Origin of the sequence: Escherichia sp. MOD1-EC5990, assembly GCF_002965285.1 — a bacterium.
Lineage (GTDB): Bacteria > Pseudomonadota > Gammaproteobacteria > Enterobacterales > Enterobacteriaceae > Escherichia > Escherichia coli_F.
This window is the reverse complement of sequence record NZ_PTRV01000013.1, coordinates 123,979-139,213: the sequence shown is the minus strand read 5'-3', so window position 1 is coordinate 139,213 and position 15,235 is coordinate 123,979. Positions and strand designations below refer to the sequence as shown.

16 protein-coding genes and 1 pseudogene are annotated in these 15,235 nt (G+C 50.4%); 6 read left to right on the top strand and 11 right to left on the bottom strand.

Annotated features, from left to right (window positions below):
- Window positions 1–78 precede the first annotated feature (78 nt).
- Both BEB42_RS16490 and mdtI read left to right on the top strand, forming a co-directional pair.
- Window positions 79–237: pseudogene (locus tag BEB42_RS16490) on the top strand (multidrug transporter subunit MdtJ); the annotation flags it as partial.
- Window positions 224–553, top strand: a complete 330-nt coding sequence (gene mdtI, locus BEB42_RS16485) for a multidrug/spermidine efflux SMR transporter subunit MdtI (RefSeq protein WP_105267473.1) — start codon at window positions 224–226, stop codon at window positions 551–553. The pseudogene BEB42_RS16490 and the gene mdtI, both read left to right, overlap by 14 nt.
- Before the next feature lie 38 nt (window positions 554–591).
- Here mdtI and BEB42_RS16480 read toward each other — a convergent pair whose 3' ends face one another.
- The 3 genes from BEB42_RS16480 to asr all read right to left on the bottom strand — a co-directional run bounded on the left by BEB42_RS16480 (window position 592) and on the right by asr (window position 1,997).
- Window positions 592–1,413 (bottom strand): trypsin-like serine peptidase, encoded by an 822-nt coding sequence (locus tag BEB42_RS16480; protein ID WP_105267472.1) that lies wholly within the window; start codon window positions 1,411–1,413, stop codon window positions 592–594.
- 99 nt (window positions 1,414–1,512) lie between these two features.
- Complete coding sequence (locus BEB42_RS16475; RefSeq protein ID WP_000233092.1) at window positions 1,513–1,596, bottom strand: hypothetical protein; 84 nt, start codon at window positions 1,594–1,596, stop codon at window positions 1,513–1,515.
- A 92-nt stretch (window positions 1,597–1,688) separates the two neighbouring features.
- A complete protein-coding gene (gene asr / locus BEB42_RS16470) occupies window positions 1,689–1,997 on the bottom strand; it encodes an acid resistance repetitive basic protein Asr (protein ID WP_236942408.1) in 309 nt (102 codons plus the stop codon).
- A gap of 255 nt (window positions 1,998–2,252) precedes the next feature.
- Between asr and BEB42_RS27205 the strand changes: the two genes are divergently transcribed.
- Window positions 2,253–2,372, top strand: coding sequence for a KPN_01571 family protein (locus BEB42_RS27205; RefSeq protein ID WP_001299090.1), 120 nt, complete (start codon window positions 2,253–2,255; stop codon window positions 2,370–2,372).
- A 47-nt stretch (window positions 2,373–2,419) separates the two neighbouring features.
- Here the strand turns inward: BEB42_RS27205 and BEB42_RS16460 are convergent, their stop codons facing one another.
- Window positions 2,420–3,673, bottom strand: a complete 1,254-nt coding sequence (locus tag BEB42_RS16460; RefSeq protein WP_000091858.1) for an MFS transporter — start codon at window positions 3,671–3,673, stop codon at window positions 2,420–2,422.
- 106 nt (window positions 3,674–3,779) lie between these two features.
- Here BEB42_RS16460 and BEB42_RS16455 point away from each other — a divergent pair, with 106 nt between their 5' ends.
- The 3 genes from BEB42_RS16455 to bioD all read left to right on the top strand — a co-directional run bounded on the left by BEB42_RS16455 (window position 3,780) and on the right by bioD (window position 6,848).
- Window positions 3,780–4,673 carry a LysR family transcriptional regulator gene (locus tag BEB42_RS16455; RefSeq protein ID WP_001019560.1) on the top strand — a complete coding sequence of 298 codons (894 nt, stop codon included), beginning with the start codon at window positions 3,780–3,782 and terminating at the stop codon, window positions 4,671–4,673.
- A gap of 134 nt (window positions 4,674–4,807) precedes the next feature.
- Window positions 4,808–6,028, top strand: a complete 1,221-nt coding sequence (gene mlc, locus BEB42_RS16450) for a sugar metabolism global transcriptional regulator Mlc (RefSeq protein ID WP_105267470.1) — start codon at window positions 4,808–4,810, stop codon at window positions 6,026–6,028.
- 124 nt (window positions 6,029–6,152) lie between these two features.
- Window positions 6,153–6,848, top strand: a complete 696-nt coding sequence (gene bioD / locus BEB42_RS16445; protein ID WP_000919226.1) for a dethiobiotin synthase — start codon at window positions 6,153–6,155, stop codon at window positions 6,846–6,848.
- Here bioD and BEB42_RS16440 read toward each other — a convergent pair.
- The 7 genes from BEB42_RS16440 to BEB42_RS16410 all read right to left on the bottom strand — a co-directional run bounded on the left by BEB42_RS16440 (window position 6,801) and on the right by BEB42_RS16410 (window position 15,197).
- On the bottom strand, window positions 6,801–7,484 hold the full coding sequence (locus tag BEB42_RS16440; protein ID WP_172954549.1) for a chloride channel protein: 684 nt from the start codon (window positions 7,482–7,484) through the stop codon (window positions 6,801–6,803). The two genes, bioD and BEB42_RS16440, sit on opposite strands and share 48 nt — an antisense overlap.
- A gap of 157 nt (window positions 7,485–7,641) precedes the next feature.
- Window positions 7,642–8,256 carry a Tat proofreading chaperone DmsD gene (gene dmsD / locus BEB42_RS16435; RefSeq protein WP_105267468.1) on the bottom strand — a complete coding sequence of 205 codons (615 nt, stop codon included), beginning with the start codon at window positions 8,254–8,256 and terminating at the stop codon, window positions 7,642–7,644.
- Between the two features lie 42 nt (window positions 8,257–8,298).
- Window positions 8,299–9,153: a selenate reductase membrane anchor subunit YnfH gene (gene ynfH, locus BEB42_RS16430; protein WP_105267467.1), complete on the bottom strand. Its 855-nt coding sequence runs from the start codon at window positions 9,151–9,153 to the stop codon at window positions 8,299–8,301.
- Window position 9,154: 1 nt separating this feature from the next.
- Complete coding sequence (gene ynfG, locus BEB42_RS16425) at window positions 9,155–9,772, bottom strand: DMSO reductase like molybdoenzyme iron-sulfur subunit YnfG (protein ID WP_032184287.1); 618 nt, start codon at window positions 9,770–9,772, stop codon at window positions 9,155–9,157.
- Between the two features lie 10 nt (window positions 9,773–9,782).
- The gene (ynfF, locus tag BEB42_RS16420; protein WP_105267474.1) at window positions 9,783–12,206 is read right to left on the bottom strand and encodes a selenate/tellurate reductase subunit YnfF; all 2,424 of its coding nucleotides are present in this window, start codon (window positions 12,204–12,206) and stop codon (window positions 9,783–9,785) included.
- A 60-nt stretch (window positions 12,207–12,266) separates the two neighbouring features.
- A complete protein-coding gene (ynfE, locus tag BEB42_RS16415; RefSeq protein ID WP_105267466.1) occupies window positions 12,267–14,693 on the bottom strand; it encodes a selenate/tellurate reductase subunit YnfE in 2,427 nt (808 codons plus the stop codon).
- A gap of 198 nt (window positions 14,694–14,891) precedes the next feature.
- Complete coding sequence (locus BEB42_RS16410; RefSeq protein WP_105267465.1) at window positions 14,892–15,197, bottom strand: DUF1161 domain-containing protein; 306 nt, start codon at window positions 15,195–15,197, stop codon at window positions 14,892–14,894.
- Window positions 15,198–15,235: the final 38 nt, after the last annotated feature.

The window sequence follows — 15,235 nt, the reverse complement described above, 5'->3', positions numbered from 1 at the left end:
AGCTGATAGAAACAGAAGCCACTGGAGCACCTCAAAAACACCATCATACACTAAATCAGTAAGTTGGCAGCATCACCTTTATTGATTACCTTGTTTAGCGTTTTGTTATTCGATGAAAGTTTATCGCTGATGAAAATTGCCGGGTTAACGACCCTGGTGGCTGGGATTGTATTAATCAAATCAGGTACCCGTAAAGCGCATAAACCTGAACTGGAGGTGAACCATGGCGCAGTTTGAATGGGTTCACGCCGCCTGGCTGGCATTGGCAATCGTGCTGGAAATCGTTGCTAACGTTTTTTTGAAATTTTCTGACGGCTTTCGTCGCAAAATCTATGGTTTGCTCTCCCTGGCGGCGGTGCTGGCTGCCTTTAGTGCGCTTTCTCAAGCCGTTAAAGGGATTGACTTGTCTGTAGCCTATGCATTGTGGGGCGGATTTGGTATTGCCGCCACGTTAGTTGCAGGTTGGGTTTTGTTTGGTCAACGTTTAAATCGCAAAGGCTGGATTGGTCTGGTCTTGCTGTTGGCTGGAATGATTATGGTGAAGTTTGCCTGATGAACACGCTGCCCGTGCTGTCGGGCAGCGTTTGAATACTATTTTTGCAAAAGTTGGTCTAGCTTGTCGCGAAAACCAGTGACAGAAATGGCCCGGTTATCGGCACGCCAGCGATCTTTCGCGGCAGGAGCCGAACTTTGTACCCCAATTAATTGCCAGCCGTTATCGGTATGCAACATCAGAGGCGAACCGCTGTCACCCGGCAAGGTATCGCACTGATGTGACATCACCGACGTTTGCGCCCAGCCAGTTACTTCACAGTTTTGATGACTGTACAACGTATCGAGATGATCTTCAGGGTATCCCGCCTGAGTCACTTTACGACCTGCCTCTTTTAATGCGGCGGTAAGCGCGGCTTTATCTCCCTCAAATAACGGCAATGGTGTAATGCCAGAAGGGGGATTACGTAGCACAATCAAACCGAAGTCCCACGGCGCAGCTGCGGGAGGAACAATCCAACCATCCCCATCTGCTTTTAACCGCTTTCCCAGTGTCGGGTCAACGCGGCCTTCTATGTCGTGGATCTCATAGCGCCAAAGACCTTTATTTGACACAAAACGCAGCGCCACCGCTTTATCGGCTTTACCCTTTGGCGGCGTCAATAAACAGTGTCCTGCCGTTAATGCCAGATTGGGTGCAATCAGCGTCGCCGTACATAAATTGCCGCTTGCCGTTTCCAGTTGCCCAACCGCATCCCACGGTGATTGGGTCGTGTCATTCACGGGCACACGATCATCATGACCAAAAAACAGGGTGCTGACCTCATCGTTTGCCGATTTGGCAACGTCTGGTTTATCTGCAAACACAAAAGCAGACGTCAAACTAATTGCACCCAACACTACAGCAATGGTTGTACGCATATCACACTCTGGTGGGTAATTATGATTATTAAAAGCAAACCCTCATAAATACTATAGACGGGACGGGATGAAAGTGGGAGTAAAATCAGATAACTACGATCAGGAAAGATAAAAACGGGTGGCAATCAGTGCGCATAAAATAAGGATGATAAGAATGAACTCAAAGCGATAACGACCCACCATACTACCCTCCGCTAAAGGCGGTGCTAAACGTTACCCGCTTAGCACCGTAATTTTCAGGCGCGAGGGGGCGCGCCAGCATTACTGTTGAAAACTTACGCTGCGGGTTGTGCAGCAGGTTTTGCCGGTTGCTGATGGCTGTGTTTCTTGGCGTGTTTTTTCGCTGCCTGCGCTTTTTGTTCAGGGGCTTTCTGTTCAACTTTCGCATTTTTATGATGCTTTTTAGCCGCCTGCGCTTTCTGGGCAGGTGCTGCTTTATGCTGTTTTTTATGATGTGTAGTTTTCGCCGGCGCTGCTTTGGTGGTCGTCGCAGTCGGAGCAGGTGTGGTCGCAGTCTCTGCAGCAAAGGCGGCAGAAGACAGACCCATAGCAGCGGCAACAACCAGAGCTAATACTTTTTTCATTGTCATACCCTCAATTTGTTTTTTCATTTAACCCCACTGCGGGGCCGTTGAAATAACTATATCCCTGGGAATGGCAGACTTCCGTGAGTGGTTGGTTTCAGCGTGTAACGATATGTACAAACGTTAAATAAATTACAGCGTTGATAATAACGTATTGTGACTTAAGGGAAATTTAGCTACCAATAATAGTAGTCTTGATCGGGTTAACTATTTTACTACTTACAAAGCGGTAGAATAACTGCGCATCAGTAATAAATGACACACAGCAAAATGAATCCGTTTATTTGGGTACTTATAATCCTGATGACACTAGATGCGCTGCGGGAATTGGCTGGCGCTTCGTCTATTTTAGGATGGCTATTAACGTTGGTTTGAGCAGGCAATAAGTCCGGATGGGTATTTACCGCAGTCCGGACTTATTTTTAGGCGTGCAGACGACGATGCAAACGCGTCCCGACCAGCAGAGCAATGACCAGCATCAGAGCAATAAATGCGCCGACGCCGTTCCAGCCATAGTTATGCCAGAAAACACCACCCAGCGTCCCGGCAATACTCGACCCCAGATAGTAACTGAACAGATACAGCGAGGAGGCCTGGCCTTTAGCGCGTTTTGCGCGGGGGCCGATCCAGCTGCTGGCAACTGAGTGGGCTGCGAAGAATCCGGCTGAGAAGAGTAACATTCCGGCAAAGATTAGCCACAGCGAGCTGAATAAGGTCATCAGTAAACCAAACAGCATAACCCCCGTCGAAAACAACATCACCGGACCGCGCCCATAACGGGTGGTCATGGTTCCGGCTTTGGGTGAGCTCCATGTACCGGTCAAATAAGCCAGCGATAATAAGCCAACCACGGCCTGACTGACATGCCAGGGGGAGAGCATCAACCGATAGCCGATGTAATTAAACAGCGTGACGAACGACCCCATCAGCAAAAAGCCTTCTGCGAACAATAACGGCAATCCCCGGTCACGCCAGTGCAGACGAAAGTTGATAAATAACGTCTTAGGTCGCAGGGAAGTTGGACGAAAATGGCGTGATTCCGGGAGGATCTTCCAGAACATTAACGCCGAGGCCAGTGCGAAACAGCCGATTGCCGCCAGTGCAATTCGCCAGTTGAAAAAGTCCGTGAAGACACCGCTAATTAAGCGTCCGCTCATGCCGCCAATTGAGTTGCCGCTGATATACAACCCCATCGAAAAGGCCACGAAACTGGGGTGGATTTCCTCGCTAAGATAAGTCATGCCAACAGCTGCCACGCCACTTAACGAAAGCCCAATCAAAGCGCGCATAATCAAAATGCCGTGCCAGCTGGTCATCATTGTCGAAAGTAACGTACAAATGGAGGCCAACAGTAGCGCCGTGACCATCACTGGTTTGCGACCAATGGCATCGGATAGCGGGCCAGTAAACAGCAAACCGATAGCCAACATCGCCGTTGAAATGGACAGTGAAATACTACTGTTCGCAGGCGTTAAGCCAAACTCCTGCGAAAGCACCGGAAGGATAGGTTGCACACAATAGAGAAGTGCGAAGGTTGCCAGTCCGGCAGAGAAAAGCGCCAGGGTGACGCGCATAAATTGCGGCGTACCGCGTTTAATAAATTGATTTGGCTGAGAAATGCTTTGCTTGTCAGTGACGCTTGCCGGAGCGCCATCAACAGTTGTAGTACGGCTCACTTGAAATCCTTGCTAAATATGCCTGTGGATCAGGCTTATGAATAGATTAGGAAAATCGAATTGTTCTGTCTAATATATTAATAATCTCAAATAAGATGTTTTAAATATGAATATTGAACTTCGTCATCTGCGTTACTTTGTTGCTGTTGCGGAAGAGCTGCATTTCGGGCGCGCCGCTGCCCGCCTGAATATTTCGCAACCACCGCTAAGTCAGCAGATTCAGGCGCTGGAGCAACAAATTGGTGCCCGACTGCTGGCAAGGACCAATCGCAGTGTATTGCTGACGGAAGCAGGAAAACAGTTTCTTGCAGATAGTCGGCAAATCCTGTCTATGGTGGATGACGCTGCCGCTCGCGCTGAAAGGCTGCATCAGGGCGAAGCGGGGGAGTTGCGCATTGGTTTTACTTCGTCCGCTCCTTTTATTCGGGCGGTGTCCGATACGTTATCGCTGTTTCGTCGTGATTATCCCGATGTCCATTTACAAACCCGCGAAATGAACACTCGCGAGCAAATCGCTCCGCTCATTGAAGGAACGCTGGATATGGGATTGCTGCGTAACACAGCGTTACCGGAGACGCTTGAACACGCAGTCATCGTCCATGAACCGCTTATGGCGATGATCCCGCACGATCATCCCCTGGCAAATAACCCGAGTGTAACGCTGGCTGAACTGGCGAAAGAACCCTTTGTCTTTTTTGATCCGCACGTAGGGACAGGGCTGTATGACGATATTCTCGGGCTGATGAGACGTTACAATTTGACGCCCGTCATCACTCAGGAGGTGGGTGAGGCAATGACCATCATCGGTCTGGTTTCCGCTGGTCTGGGTGTTTCAATTTTGCCTGCGTCATTTAAACGTGTTCAGCTCAACGAAATGCGCTGGGTGCCGATTGCTGAAGAGGATGCGGTTTCTGAAATGTGGTTGGTCTGGCCGAAACACCATGAACAAAGTCCGGCTGCGCGTAACTTTCGTATTCATCTGCTGAATGCTCTCAGGTGAGGGAAATTTCAGCGAAAAAGCCCGAAAAATGTGCTGTTAATCACATGCCTAAGTAAAAATTTGACGACACGTATTGAAGTGCTTCACCATAGCCTACAGATTATTTCGGAGCGCGAAAATATAGGGAGTATGCGGTGGTTGCTGAAAACCAGCCTGGGCACATTGATCAAATAAAGCAGACCAACGCGGGCGCGGTTTATCGCCTGATTGATCAGCTTGGTCCAGTCTCGCGTATCGATCTTTCCCGTCTGGCGCAACTGGCTCCTGCCAGTATCACCAAAATTGTCCGTGAGATGCTCGAAGCACACCTGGTGCAAGAGCTGGAAATCAAAGAAGCGGGGAACCGTGGCCGTCCGGCGGTGGGGCTGGTGGTTGAAACTGAAGCCTGGCACTATCTTTCTCTGCGCATTAGTCGCGGGGAGATTTTCCTTGCTTTGCGCGATCTGAGCAGCAAACTGGTGGTGGAGGAGTCGCAGGAACTGGCGTTAAAAGATGACTCGCCATTGTTGGATCGTATCATTTCCCATATCGATCAGTTTTTTATCCGCCATCAGAAAAAACTTGAGCGTCTGACTTCGATTGCCATTACCTTGCCGGGAATTATTGATACGGAAAATGGTATTGTACATCGCATGCCGTTCTACGAGGATGTAAAAGAGATGCCGCTCGGCGAGGCGCTGGAGCAGCATACCGGCGTACCGGTTTATATTCAGCATGATATCAGCGCATGGACGATGGCTGAGGCCTTGTTTGGTGCCTCACGCGGGGCGCGCGATGTGATTCAGGTGGTTATCGATCACAACGTGGGGGCGGGCGTCATTACCGATGGTCATCTGCTACACGCAGGCAGCAGTAGCCTCGTGGAGATTGGTCACACGCAGGTCGACCCATATGGGAAACGCTGTTATTGCGGGAATCACGGCTGCCTCGAAACCATCGCCAGTGTGGACAGTATTCTTGAGCTGGCACAGCTGCGTCTCAATCAATCCATGAGCTCGATGTTACATGGACAGCCGTTAACCGTGGACTCATTGTGTCAGGCGGCATTGCACGGCGATCTGCTGGCAAAAGACATCATTACCGGGGTAGGCGCACATGTTGGGCGCATTCTTGCCATCATGGTGAATTTATTTAACCCACAAAAAATATTGATTGGCTCACCGTTAAGTAAAGCGGCAGATATCCTCTTCCCGGTCATCTCGGATAGCATCCGTCAGCAGGCCCTTCCTGCGTATAGTCAGCACATTAGCGTTGAGAGTACTCAATTTTCTAACCAGGGTACGATGGCAGGGGCTGCGCTGGTAAAAGACGCGATGTATAACGGTTCTTTGTTGATTCGTCTGTTGCAGGGTTAACATTTTTTAACTGTTCTACCAAAATTTGCGCTATCTCAATTTGGGCCAGGAAAGCATAACTTAGACTTTCAAGGTTAATTATTTTCCTGGTTTATATTTGTGAAGCATAACGGTGGAGTTAGTGATGCTGAAGCGTTTCTTTATTACCGGTACAGACACTTCTGTAGGGAAAACGGTGGTTTCCCGCGCATTGCTACAAGCGTTAGCCTCCCAGGGAAAAACGGTTGCGGGATATAAACCCGTAGCGAAGGGGAGCAAAGAGACACCCGAAGGGCTGCGTAATAAAGATGCCCTGGTGTTGCAGAGTGTTTCAACTATTGAACTGCCTTATGAAGCAGTTAATCCTATTGCGTTAAGCGAAGAAGAAAGTAGCGTGGCGCACAGTTGCCCAATCAATTACACCCTCATTTCAAACGGCCTGGCAAACCTGACCGATAAAGTCGATCATGTGGTGGTCGAAGGTACTGGCGGTTGGCGCAGTCTGATGAATGATTTGCGTCCGCTCTCTGAATGGGTGGTGCAGGAACAACTGCCGGTGTTGATGGTTGTCGGTATTCAGGAAGGTTGCATTAACCATGCACTGCTAACAGCTCAGGCGATTGCCAACGACGGGCTGCCGCTCATTGGCTGGGTGGCTAACCGAATCAACCCAGGACTGGCGCATTATGCGGAAATCATTGATGTGCTGGGTAAAAAACTTCCAGCACCGCTCATTGGTGAACTGCCTTATTTACCGCGCGCCGAACAGCGTGAACTGGGGCAATACATCCGCTTAGCTATGCTGCGCAGTGTGCTGGCGGTAGATAGAGTCACGGTGTAACGTCCGCGAAATTACCGACGCAATTACGCAGGCAATCAATAAACCGGGGAGTAGCTGATACTCCCCGGTCATTTCACATATCATCAACGTCGACATAATCGGCGCGTGCGTGGTTGCCGCCAACAGTGTCGCCATCCCGGTCAATCCGAGTAAAAGCGTAATTTCTTCGCCATCAGGGAACCATAATCCCAGGCTACGACCATACAACATGCCAATGGCAAGACCGATAAATAGCGTCGGTGTAAAAACACCACCGGGCGCGCCAGAACCACTACTCGCCAGAACGGCAAACAGTTTGCAAAGGAAGATCCCGCCAATGATCATAAACAGTGGCGGGGCGGTTAAAAAGGATTGTACGGTGCTATAGCCGTTGCCCCACACGGCAGGGGTGAACAGAGAAAGCAGGCCCACGATCAACCCGCCGAGCGCCGGAGTTAGCAGCCGTCGCCACGGAGAAAGATTCGTCGCTGCATTGACCAGACTGCCGGAGTCATTATTGAGGAACAGCCATTCCAGTAGCAGCATCGCGTGACGAAACGCGGCAACGGCAAAGGCCGCAAGAATACCGACTATTGTTGCGATAAGCAGACGGCGGAACATAGTGCGCAGATCCGGATAGCTGTGTAGATGGTGCATGAGCAGAAATGGACAATGAAACACGAGCGACTATTTTGCGGCAAAACAGGTTATCGGCAAAAGCAGTGCGTGCTTAAAGCGATAAAATACGTGACGTTGTAACGTATTATTGCCGAATGACGCGTGATTGTCGCCATCCGGCACTATTGCGGCAACTTTATCGAAACAGTGGTTTAACCGCGACAGGAATCAACAGTTGTGATTGCCATTGCGCCAGCGTTAAGCGAGCCAGTTCACCCAGCGCACGGTAGAAAGGGTGTTCTGCTTTTTCGATAAAAATGTCAAGAAATCGTGTTGACCACGGAAAAAGGTGCCATGCCAGCAATTCTTCACATTCTGTCTGGCGACCATTCTCCGCCAACCACGCAGCCATCAACAGCAGTGAACCAAAATGATCTTCCGGTTCGTTTTGCTTCATTTCGAACTGAATGCCTTTCTCGCGCATCCATTGACGAAGTGCCAATGTTGAATCGCCAAACAGCACAGATTCGCGATCCAGCCAGACCGACCCCCACGGCGGAGACGGCAGTTCCCACGGGCCGACAAACAAACGCTGCCAGGCCTGGGCGCGAGTCTCTTCACTCTGTGCCTGAAAAGCCGTCACCAGCGGCGCTAATGACGCTTCTGGTAGAGGCCACTGAGTTTCCCAGCCGTCACTGGTGAGTACCGCAACCAGAGGTGCGGCTTCTGCACTCTCTGGAGCGTAATAAAACAGCGCGCCCAACACGCGCGCCGCGACAGAAAAATTATCTTGCTGTGAAAAATGGGTCATTCCTAACATCCTGAAATGTGCGGGTTGCCCCGCACCAATTTGTTAACCTGCAATAGCCATTCCTACTGTCATGTGCAGGCCATAAAAGAGCACACGCCCGATCATCTCACCGCCAAGTATGAGGATTAGCCCCAGAATAAGTCCGGCAACGTGAGGTTCGCGGCGACGAATGAGCGGGCAAAGCCAGCATCCAAGACCTGCGCATAACAATACCACACGCCAGACCTGTAAGGAGGCGTAATCTGGTACCAGTGCGCTGGCTTGTTGCACGGATGAGTGAATAGACGCCAGAGACAAACCTTGCAGCACAATCACCCCGGCACAAGCGATCAGCGCCAGAACGCTAATGATGGCAAATGGTGTGGTATTAAATGTAACGCGAGCTGCCCGCAGAATTGCGGCAGCAAGTATTGGACCGCTCAACAATACCGTCAGGAAGAAAGCCAGCGTAGTGTAACCGTTATGCCAGGTTGGCACGGTGTCGATTTGATACACGCAGGTCATCATCCAGACGAAAATGACGCCGAGCGCCATGCTGACAAGTAACCAGAGTTTCCCCAACGCTTGCGGCATTTTACCGATGACCGCTACCAGCCACCATAATCCGCCAACGGCAAAAAATATTGAACCGGCAGCAATCTCGTTACTCAGACCAGAAGCACCGATTCGATTCAGCGAGTTAAACGCCCGCAGTGGCGATCCCAGGTGCATGACAGAGGCAATAAACCCGATGGCCATCAACAGCCAGAGGAAAAACATGCCACGAACAATGTGCTGACGGTCTGCGTCATTTTTGGCGGCGAACCAGCCAATTCCGCTAACAATCAGCGCGCCTACTACGCATTGACCCAATACGGTAAAGATAACCAGTGGCCATTCATGCCATCCATTTCCCATTTTACACTTCCTCCGGATTAGCCAGATAACCAGTGGTATCGCCGGTCGGGCGGCTGTTGGCGTTAGGTTTGATAACGATATTGGGTTTTGTGAAATGCGCGCGCGGCAGTGGCGCGACGGCAGCCAGAGTGCCGTGCTTCTGGCGTAGCTCTTCAATTGGACCGAACTCAAGTGCACGCAGCGGGCAGGATTCGACGCATATGGGTTGTTTCCCCTCGGCGACGCGCGAATAACAACCATCGCACTTCGTCATGTGCCCTTTTTCAGCATTGTACTGTGGTGCGCCGTACGGACAAGCCATGTGGCAGTAGCGGCAGCCGATACAAACATCTTCATCAACCACCACAAAGCCATCTTCACGCTTATGCATTGCGCCGCTGGGGCAGACTTTTGTACATGCGGGGTCATCGCAATGGTTACAGGAGATGGAGAGATAATAAGCGAACACGTTCTGGTGCCAGACGCCATTATCTTCCTGCCAGTCGCCGCCAGCATATTCATAAACACGGCGGAAACTGACTTCCGGGCCAAGATCTTTAAAATCTTTGCACGCCAGTTCGCAGGTTTTACAGCCAGTACAGCGGCTGGAATCGATAAAAAATCCATATTGTGTGGTCATGGGCTACTCCTTAAACCTTTTCGATCTGGACGAGATTGCTGTGCGACGGGTTTCCCTTTGCCAGCGGTGAAGGGCGGTGAGAGGTCAGAATATTGATACTGCCGCCGTGATCGACCCGGTCACCAAACATATCCGCTTTAAGCCACGCACCTTGCCCGATGGCGGTAACGCCAGGCAGAATACGCGGAGTCACTTTTGCGGCAATCAGCATTTCTCCATTATTGTTAAATACCCGCACTGTATCGCCATGACGGATACCGCGTGCCTGAGCATCAATGGGGTTGATCCACACCTCTTGTGGGCAGGCCTGCTGTAACACATCAATATTGCCGTAGCTGGAGTGGGTACGTGCTTTGTAGTGGAAGCCCGTTAGCTGCAGTGGATAGGTTTTCCGCAGGGGATCGTCCCAGCCATCAAAACCTGGGGTATACGCAGGAAGGGGATGAATAATTTCATCTTTTTTCAATTCCCAGGTATCCGCAATCGTCGCCAGTCGTTCAGAATAAATTTCGATTTTCCCCGAAGGTGTTTTCAACGGGTTTGCCTGTGGATCTTCACGGAATGCGCGGAAAGCGACGTAATGTTCTTCCGGGCATTTTTTCTTAAAGATCCCGGTCGTTTTCATCTCCTCGTAGTCCGGCATCTCAGGGTTACGTTCCTTCGTTTTCGCATGGAGATATTTGATCCATTCATGCTGGCTGCGACCTTCAGTAAAAGTTTGATAAACGTCTGGTCCTAAGCGTTTCGCGACTTCACTCAGAATCCAGTAGATGGGTTTGCGTTCAAATTTTGCCGAGGTGGCGGGTTGGGCGAGGATCACATAGCCCATATTCCCTGCAGATTCATGAGAGATAAGGTCTTCTTGCTCTGTTGGCATCAGGTCGGGCAACAGGATATCGCAATACTTAGCCGAGGCCGTCATGAAGTGGTCAATGCCAACAATCATCTCGCACTTGCTGTCATCCTGAAGCACCTCATGGGTGTGATTGATGTCGCCATGTTGATTGATCAATGTGTTACTGGCGTAGCACCATAAAAACTTGATGGGGACATCCAGTTTTTCTTTTCCACGAATACCATCACGGGTCGCGGTCATTTCCGTACCGTGGTCGATGGCATCTGTCCATGTAAAGACGGAAATCTGCGTTTTAACGGGATTATCAAGCATCGGGAACCATTCGACCCCCAGATCCCAGCTACCTTCGCGTACACCTGAGTTGCCGCCGTTTATGCCGACGTTACCGGTGAGAACGGAAAGCATGGCAATAGCGCGGGACGTTTGCTCGCCGTTGGAGTGTCGTTGTGGCCCCCAACCCTGACAAATATAAGCAGGTTTTGCTGAACCGATCTCTCGTGCCAACTGGATAATTTTTTCTGCCGGGATGCTGGTGATTTTTGCTGCCCATTCCGGCGTTTTAGCTATGCCGTCAGGCCCTTCGCCCAGAATATAGGCTTTATAATGCGCGTTACGTGGTGCGTTGGCGGGCAGCGTTTTTTCATCGTAACCAACACAATATTTGTCGAGAAATGGCTGATCGACCATGTTTTCCGTAATCAGTACCCAGGCAATCGCACAGGCCAGTGCGCCATCGGTGCCGGGGCGAATGGGCAGCCATTCATCTTCACGCCCGGCAGCTGTGTCGTTATAACGTGGATCAATGACGATCATGCGTGCGTTTGAACGTTCGCGGGCTTGCTCGACGTAGTAAGTGACACCACCGCCGCTCATCCGGGTTTCTGCCGGGTTATTTCCGAACATAACGACCAGCTTCGTATTGGCGATATCATCCGGGCTGTTGCCATCATTGGCACCGAACATATAACTCATTGCGGCACTGATCTGTGCGGTACTGTAGCTGCCATAGCGACTGAGAAAACCACCACAAGAGTTCATCAGACGGTACGGGACGTTTGAGTTGGTGATGTTTCCGCCATCTACGCCTGTTCCGTACAGGACATGTACAGCCTCATTGCCGTAATCTTTTAGGATCCGCCGAAGATTATCACTGATGGTCTCCAGGGCTTCGTCCCAACTTATCCGTTCAAATTTACCTTCACCGCGCTTGCCGACGCGCTTCATGGGATATTTCAACCTATCAGGATGATTCATCCGTCGGCGGATAGAGCGCCCGCGTAAACACGCGCGAACCTGATGATTACCGTAGACGTCGTCACCTGTCGTATCAGACTCCACCCAGTACACGGTGTCATCTTTCACATGCAAACGTAACAGACAGCGGCTCCCGCAGTTAACGGTGCAGGAACTCCAGACCGCTTTCTCTTCTACCGGAGCCTCTGCCGCTCGGACCATTTGGGAAAATGGCAGAGTGAAAGCACTGCTTGCCAGCGCGAGACTGCCAAGTGCGGAGGTTTTCATCAGACTTCTACGGCTGATTTCAGCCTTCATGAGCGCCTCTGTGGTATGGATTTTCATCATTACTCACTTATTGCTTTTCAAAAAAAATGTCATGCCAGAATTTATGGTTGTAGTGGGTTATATTTTTTCGATCTCGACCAGATTAGTGTGCTGCGGGTTTCCCTTCGCCAGTGGTGAAGGGCGCAGAGTGGTTAGCGTATTCACACAGCCGCCGTGGTCGATTTTATCGCCAGACATATTGGCCTCGTGCCAGGCTCCCTGGCCCATAGCGCTAACTCCAGGGAGAATGCGTGGTGTCACTTTGGCTGGTAGCCGAACTTCGCCACGATGGTTAAACACCCGCACCATATCGCCGTTGGCAATCCCACGTTTCTGTGCATCTATAGGGTTGATCCACACTTCCTGACGGCAGGCTGCCTTCAGGACATCAATGTTGCCGTAGGTCGAGTGAGTACGAGATTTGTAATGGAAACCAAACAGTTGTAGCGGGAAGGTACTACGTTCAGGGGCGTCCCAGCCTTCGAAGGTTGAGGCATAAACCGGCAGTGGGCTTATTACTTCATCTTTTTCGAGTTCCCAGGAACGGGCAATTTCCGCCAGCTTGCTGGAATAAATTTCAATCTTACCGGAAGGCGTTTTAAGTGGATTTGCCTCGGGGTCGTCACGAAATGCTTTGTAGGCGACAAAATGACCATTGGGATCTTTACGCTTATAGATACCCATTTTTTTCAGTTCGTCGTAAGACGGTAACGCCGGATCTTTGGCAAGCATTTTGGCGTACAGATGTTGTAACCATTGTTCCTGAGTGCGGCCTTCAGTGAATTTTTGGTAGACGTCAGGGCCAAGACGTTTCGCGACTTCACTTAGGATCCAGTAAATCGGTTTGCGTTCGAATTTTTCGCTGGTGACTGGCTGGAGGAAAATGAGATATCCCATGTTACCGGCGTAATCGTTAGGAATAATATCTTCCTGCTCAACGGTCATCAGGTCTGGCAGCAGAATGTCGGCATATTTTGCCGATGAGGTCATAAAGTTTTCGATGACCACAATCATTTCGCATTTCGATTCGTCCTGCAGAATTTCATGCGTTTTGTTAATGTCAGAATGCTGATTAACCAGGGTATTTCCCGCGTAGTTCCAGATGAACTTAATGGGCACATCCAGTTTATCTTTGCCGCGGACGCCGTCGCGGATTGCCGTCATTTGCGGGCCATGATCGATAGCATCTGTCCAGCTGAAGCAGGAGATTGATGTTTTGACCGGACTATCCAGCACCGGCAGGCGTTCTATGGTAATGGTATAGGTGGATTCACGCGCGCCACTATTTCCGCCGCTGATGCAGACATTGCCCGTCAGAATAGGCAACATCGCAATAGCGCGTGCAGTCAGCTCGCCGTTTGCCTGGCGTTGCGGTCCCCAACCCTGGCAAATATAAGCGGGTTTTGCTGTGCCGATTTCACGCGCCAGTTTGATGATACGGTCCACCGGGATACCGGTAATTTGCGAAGCCCACTGCGGCGTTTTTGCTGTTTTATCGTCACCATCACCAAGAATATAGGCTTTATAGTGGCCATTTTTTGGTGCATCTGCGGGTAAGGTTTTTTCGTCATAACCGACGCAGTATTTATCGAGAAAAGGTTGATCAACGAGATTTTCGTTAATCAATACCCAGGCAATGCCTGCTACCAGCGCGGCATCAGTGCCCGGGCGAATAGGAAGCCATTCGTCTTCACGACCGGCAGCCGTGTCGGTATATCGCGGATCGATAACAATCATTTTTGCGTTCGATTTCTCGCGCGCTTTTTCAAGCAGATAAGTGATCCCACCACCGCTCATGCGGGTTTCTGCCGGGTTGTTACCAAACATCACGACCAGCTTGCTGTTTTCAATATCCGAGGTGCTGTTGCCATCATTACTGCCGTAGGTGTAGGGCATGGCACAGGAAATTTGCGCGGTGCTATAGGAGCCATACTGATTGAGTGAACCGCCGTAGCAGTTCATCAGGCGTTTGACCGCCGAGGCTGATGGCGAAGAGCGGGTCATATTGCCGCCAACGATCCCCGAAGAGTACTGAATATAAACAGCCTCATTGCCATATTGTTCGACGGTTTTTTTCAGGCTACTGGCGATAGTATCCAGGGCTTCATCCCAGCTAATCCGTTCGAATTTGCCTTCGCCACGTTTGCCCACGCGTTTCATTGGGTAATTCAAGCGATCGGGATGATTAATACGTCGACGGATGGACCGACCGCGCAAACAGGCGCGTACTTGATGATTGCCATACTCGTCGTTGCCGGTGTTGTCAGTTTCCACCCAAGTGACTTCATTATCTTTAACATGTAGACGAAGTGCACAGCGGCTACCACAGTTGACGGAACAGGCACCCCAGACCACTTTTTCGCTGGCCTGTTGTACCGCTGCCGCTGCACTGCGCAGGGTGAACGGTAAAGAAAAACCGCCTGCAGCCAGCGCCAGAGAACCTATCGCGGTAGATTTAACGAGTGTTCTGCGGCTGATGCCCACCATTTGTTCATTTTTGGACATAACTCACTCCCTGTTCTTTATCGTTATATAAAAGTTTATATATTGAATATTTAGCGCGCTAACAATAGAGGGAGTCTACCCATTTTGGGTTAAGAATTATTAATCCATATCAATAGAAGGGTATGAGTAATAAGGCGGGATTATGTTGTATGTTCATATCGCCGGACCTGTTGAATCCGGCGTTTAATCAATAATGTGTTACTGCGGTTCGGCAGGCGCGCCATCCTGGGTAGACTGCGCGGGGGCAGAGACGTTACCGCTGGTGGTGCGGGTATAGAGAATTTTATGCGTATCATTAGCACAATGCCCGACGACCTGGGAATCAGGCTGATCAACCTGGTCATTGGGTACAATACTTAACGTGAAGCTGCTTTCAGGTACGCCATTATTGATAATACGCTGTGATATATCGCTCTTTATGCGCTCACAGGAAACCGGGACGGCGAGTACCGCGGGTGAGGTGAGTGCGAGCAGAAGCGCGGCACAGCAAGTTGAGAGTTTCATCATAAGCTCCTTACGCGAATATAACTTCTTTAAGCATA

Excerpts from the sequence above, each read along its gene's own strand:
- mdtI (WP_105267473.1), top strand. The coding sequence starts at position 224 with ATGGCGCAGTTTGAATGGGTTCACGCCGCCTGGCTGGCATTGGCAATC.
- BEB42_RS16480 (WP_105267472.1), bottom strand. The coding sequence starts at position 1,413 with ATGCGTACAACCATTGCTGTAGTGTTGGGTGCAATTAGTTTGACGTCT.
- BEB42_RS16475 (WP_000233092.1), bottom strand. The coding sequence starts at position 1,596 with ATGGTGGGTCGTTATCGCTTTGAGTTCATTCTTATCATCCTTATTTTA.
- asr (WP_236942408.1), bottom strand. The coding sequence starts at position 1,997 with ATGAAAAAAGTATTAGCTCTGGTTGTTGCCGCTGCTATGGGTCTGTCT.
- BEB42_RS27205 (WP_001299090.1), top strand. The coding sequence starts at position 2,253 with ATGACACACAGCAAAATGAATCCGTTTATTTGGGTACTTATAATCCTG.
- BEB42_RS16455 (WP_001019560.1), top strand. The coding sequence starts at position 3,780 with ATGAATATTGAACTTCGTCATCTGCGTTACTTTGTTGCTGTTGCGGAA.
- bioD (WP_000919226.1), top strand. The coding sequence starts at position 6,153 with ATGCTGAAGCGTTTCTTTATTACCGGTACAGACACTTCTGTAGGGAAA.
- BEB42_RS16440 (WP_172954549.1), bottom strand. The coding sequence starts at position 7,484 with ATGCACCATCTACACAGCTATCCGGATCTGCGCACTATGTTCCGCCGT.
- dmsD (WP_105267468.1), bottom strand. The coding sequence starts at position 8,256 with ATGACCCATTTTTCACAGCAAGATAATTTTTCTGTCGCGGCGCGCGTG.
- ynfH (WP_105267467.1), bottom strand. The coding sequence starts at position 9,153 with ATGGGAAATGGATGGCATGAATGGCCACTGGTTATCTTTACCGTATTG.
- ynfG (WP_032184287.1), bottom strand. The coding sequence starts at position 9,772 with ATGACCACACAATATGGATTTTTTATCGATTCCAGCCGCTGTACTGGC.
- ynfF (WP_105267474.1), bottom strand. The coding sequence starts at position 12,206 with ATGAAAATCCATACCACAGAGGCGCTCATGAAGGCTGAAATCAGCCGT.
- ynfE (WP_105267466.1), bottom strand. The coding sequence starts at position 14,693 with ATGTCCAAAAATGAACAAATGGTGGGCATCAGCCGCAGAACACTCGTT.
- BEB42_RS16410 (WP_105267465.1), bottom strand. The coding sequence starts at position 15,197 with ATGAAACTCTCAACTTGCTGTGCCGCGCTTCTGCTCGCACTCACCTCA.